This is a genomic window from Acerihabitans arboris (assembly GCF_010131535.1).
Lineage (GTDB): Bacteria > Pseudomonadota > Gammaproteobacteria > Enterobacterales > Enterobacteriaceae > Acerihabitans > Acerihabitans arboris.
The window spans coordinates 1-4070 of record NZ_WUBS01000040.1 but is presented as its reverse complement, the minus strand read 5'-3'; the positions used below and the strand labels follow the sequence as shown (position 1 = coordinate 4070).

General features: G+C 41.2%; 4 protein-coding genes. 3 read left to right on the top strand and 1 reads right to left on the bottom strand.

Features of this window, described 5'->3' with window-relative positions:
• Positions 1-210 precede the first annotated feature (210 nt).
• From GRH90_RS25700 to GRH90_RS25690, 3 genes are all read left to right on the top strand, one after another.
• The gene (locus GRH90_RS25700; protein WP_048284353.1) at positions 211-927 is read left to right on the top strand and encodes a hypothetical protein; all 717 of its coding nucleotides are present in this window, start codon (positions 211-213) and stop codon (positions 925-927) included.
• Positions 917-1504, top strand: a complete 588-nt coding sequence (locus tag GRH90_RS25695; RefSeq protein ID WP_048284354.1) for a hypothetical protein — start codon at positions 917-919, stop codon at positions 1502-1504. Before GRH90_RS25700 ends, GRH90_RS25695 begins: the two co-directional genes overlap by 11 nt.
• Positions 1505-1924: 420 nt before the next feature.
• Complete coding sequence (locus tag GRH90_RS25690) at positions 1925-2428, top strand: hypothetical protein (protein WP_048762563.1); 504 nt, start codon at positions 1925-1927, stop codon at positions 2426-2428.
• A gap of 218 nt (positions 2429-2646) precedes the next feature.
• On the opposite strand, the gene GRH90_RS25685 is transcribed toward GRH90_RS25690, so the two are convergent.
• The gene (locus GRH90_RS25685; RefSeq protein ID WP_048762564.1) at positions 2647-3687 is read right to left on the bottom strand and encodes a hypothetical protein; all 1041 of its coding nucleotides are present in this window, start codon (positions 3685-3687) and stop codon (positions 2647-2649) included.
• Between the last annotated feature and the right edge of the window lie 383 nt (positions 3688-4070).

Here is a 4070-nt window from a genome sequence, read left to right as displayed (position 1 = left end):
GAACGTTGGAGCGGTGGAACAAGAAACTGGCAACCAATAAGTACCGTGACACTTAATCCTGAGCGGGAAAAACAGGCAGCCTAAATCAGCAGGGGATGACAACAACCTTGACACTGACCGAGGCAGAGAACTTCATACTTGAAGGTGTTCTCAGAAAAGATGTGTGAAAGAAAAAATATCACGTAGTTATTGAGCAGCGGAAGGACGATCGTGAAACTGTATGAAAACGTGGTGATTGGTAATTTCCTTTATGGATTGGGCGTTTCCATAGGAGGACGGCTCAAATCCGGATATCTTCCGGGGGCTGTCAGTTTGTTGCAGCAGACTCCGGAAGATAAGGCGCTAGGTGATGTCCTGCTCGATTTTCCAGGTACATTGCGTCTTATCGAGTTCAAGGCACAGGCGAACCGTTCTAAAAAGGAACTCACTCGGTACAGAAAACTATTACCGACTATACAAGAGCAGCAGGAAATGCTGAGTATTTCTCGCAGAGTCCACTGGTACGTGGAAACGGCGCCATTTCCTTTGAAAGGGGTTGAAGCATTCTTTTCTCCTTATCTTGATGCATTCGACACACAAAAACCTGCGAAAAAGCCATTTGCTTTGGAGAGGTTCATTGAATCCGTGGCGGATGACGTTATTTCGTCGAGAAACGATGAACGGGATACACAGGAGAAGGATTATCTGAAGCTTGTGCGCTGGTGCCAGGGTACGGGAGAAACAGGTTCTGGCGCACTGATCGTGGTTGTGGATTCTGGGGGCGGCATGGAATTTGTTGCGCTGGAGGATCTGATGGCGCTGAACATGTCCCATCAAAAATGGATGACGTACAGACAAGAAAGGGAATTGAAAATGGAAAGAGCACTGGAGCTGGAGCTTGAGAAAAAGGAGCTGCGAATGGAGCGAGGATGGAACTATGGGAGATAACGTGGACAAAAGCCTAACTGACCGTGATGTTCAGTTGTTCTTTGACGCAGCCGAAAAACTGCGCGAGGCAGCAGAGCGTGATGGTGAGAAAGCTAGAGAAGCAACAGTGGCTTTGGCTTCTTTTGTTAACAAGATGAATGTCAATCTACAGAAGCTGGAAGATGGTGTTCGCCACAACATAAATAGTTCAGCGGAAACAACCGCCAACAGGGCGGCGGAGCTGCTGAGTGTCAAATTTCAACAGGCAAATGATGCAGCCAAAACAGCAACAGAGCAGTATCAGAAAGCGGCAAAAAACCTCAATTTTAGGAGCTGGTGTTATATTCTCGGCACACAGTTTATATTGATGCTGGTTTTTATCGCATCCATTTTATATCTGATCCCTTCACTGGACGAGGTTCAGCAACGTCGGGCGGAACTGTCATCTCTGAATGAGCAGATCCATAATTCCCGTCTAAAATGGGTCTTCTGCGAGGAAGGTAAAAAATGTTTCCGGACAGATGAACGTGAGAATGGCGGTGAGCCGTACAGAGGCAAGAAAGATGGCAGTACCTGGCGGGTTCCCTGGAAAGAGTAACCGCACTCAAAATACTTTTCGAAACAGCCTATAGTTAGGTTCACTGCTCTCCTCAGAAAAACCATACCCGGAGCAGGACCAACAGCGGGTACGCAGCAAACCTAGATTCTTTCTTGGTGGCGACTTTGTACCAGAAGTGTATATGCATAAATCTCATTTACATATCAGGAACAATCTAGCTTTAGGGGTGTCAGTCCACTTGGCTTCAGGCATATCGTCCGATTCAGACCTGACGGCTTTCCTGCCTGTCCGTTTCGTGCCAGGAGCGGAAGCTGGGGGGCCAAAGACTCTCTAAAAATTGATGGTTCGTTTTGCAGGGATACATACAGGATAACCTACTGATAAAGTCAAAGCCACTCAGCCAAATATCGGATAATATAGAGTGCTGAGCAGATATCTTTCTGGCGTAAGGTAAAGTAAATGACAAAACAACAATCTATTAACTCTTACAAAGCTAAAGGTTATACAGCAATTTCTAATAATTTATCGGGAATATACACAGATGTTTTAGTTAAAGGTTCGACCGTTGTTCGTATTGGAGATGATCCTGGTTATCCGCACTTCGCCAGGCTTATTCTATCTGCTAGCTCTGGCCTAAAAAATGTAGTTAAAATATTTCTTCATAGTGAGCCATTAGGAATTGTTAATGATTTAAACTTTAACGGAGAGTATTCAATCACAGAAACCGAACTACTAACTGCAATGTCTCAGCAAGAAAGTGAAAATTATCAAACATGGGCTTTAACAGCTTTAAATGAAATAAGACAAGGGAAAAAACCTGCAACTGATCCTTTTGGTTTGGTTAATGACATAGACATACTGTTTGTATATGCCAGGAATAACAATCTACATATTGATTTGGTTTGCCCCAAAAATGTAATGAAGCGGGGTAACGATTTTATAATACTAGATCCATTTTTTTGAATGCATAAGAGGGAGGATTTCAATACAGTCTCCCACCACTTCTTACGCTTATAGGACAGATACCCATTCCTAACATCCGCTTCTAACTCACAGTGGCCCCTTCGCTCAGTTAATGCATCCGCGTCGTGCCAAAAGCGGATGTTATAAATTTCCTTTAGGGCAATCGAAAAAAGAGGGATACGACCTATACTTGATTTGTATTTTAGATTACGCTTACATCAGTATAAATTTAACCCAAGCTTACTAATTTCTTTTCTACGCATTCCAAAAATAACATCACCACTTCTAGAAATGAATGAAGCAATGCGTCGGTCATTGTCATCTACACCTTCCCAGAAGAAAGGGACATTATTGTTCATCAAACTTTCTGCAAAGGTTAAATGTGTTAACGCCAAGAAAATCCTAACGAAATTAGATGGCTCATTGAAATCCTGATTCAGCAAATGTAGTGTCAAATGTCTATTGAAACTACCTTCATTAACACCTCCAGTTGGTTTATATATGACGTTTTTAAAAAAAGATCTGGTTGAATTAATCACATCACACTGGGGGTTTAAATGTGTGAAAAAATCCACCTCAGTTTCAATGTCATAACCTTTGCCGGGATGCCAGTCAAAATTTGGGAGCTGCCGTCTTCCCCATGTAATAATGAGTTTTCTTATTTCCTTTTCAAATCTGTCTGCACTTGTATTTGTGTTATCACCATCACAAAATTTTACAAGTAAGTTCCTCAACCCACCTTCAAAGACAGGGAAGAGCGACATTATAGATATATGATCATATCCCAAATAAAAAGCCTCTATAGCTTCAAAAATAATTGTTTTATAGTTTTTTAGTGATTCGCTCTTTATAAAATATTTGTTGAAATAAGCAATTGCAATTTCTAATGAGAAGTTTTCGAACAACCATTTATTTGAATTATCAAGTGGATTTTCACATCTTTTAATTTCATGGATTGCAGAAGAAAGAGTACCTTCTCCAATATATAGGGGTAATGCTATACCAAGTGAATTTGCATGCGACTGAATATTCGAACATCGTCCCCAATGTCTATTTAAGTACGATATTGGCCTTTCGGTAAGCAAGAAGTTTAAATCATCAATTTTAACTGCGAAAGAAGCATAACAAAGTTCACTTTTTGAAATCACTGGTTCTACGCCATGATTCCTCATGAATTGATTTGAAATTTCATTCTCAGAGAGCTTATCTAATTTAGATAAACGTTTCAAGGTTGGCAGGAATTTTTCTAAATCTGACATAATAATCCTACAAGTTAAGAATTAATCTTTATGAAAGATATCACATGACCCTTTGATTAATTATACTATTTAATGATGTTTTTATCAGCACAGAACTAAGCGTAAACGTCCGCTGATCGCTCAAAGCTGCTTCAAAGGGATTTCCTACTGTCAGCATGAAATGGACATTTCTAACACCATGGTGCGCCAATCAAGGGAAAGCAGGTCAGATTTCTTTCAATCACCAACACAGGCAAAGATTTCTGATAATGTAGGCCAAAGGTGTCAACATCGTGAAGCGGTGGCCCCTTTTCAACGTTTCCGTTGTCCACTGTTTATCGTTTTAACGTCCGCTCATTATCGCGTCATCTGACGCACTCTTTGCCGATAACATTCCTGCCTTG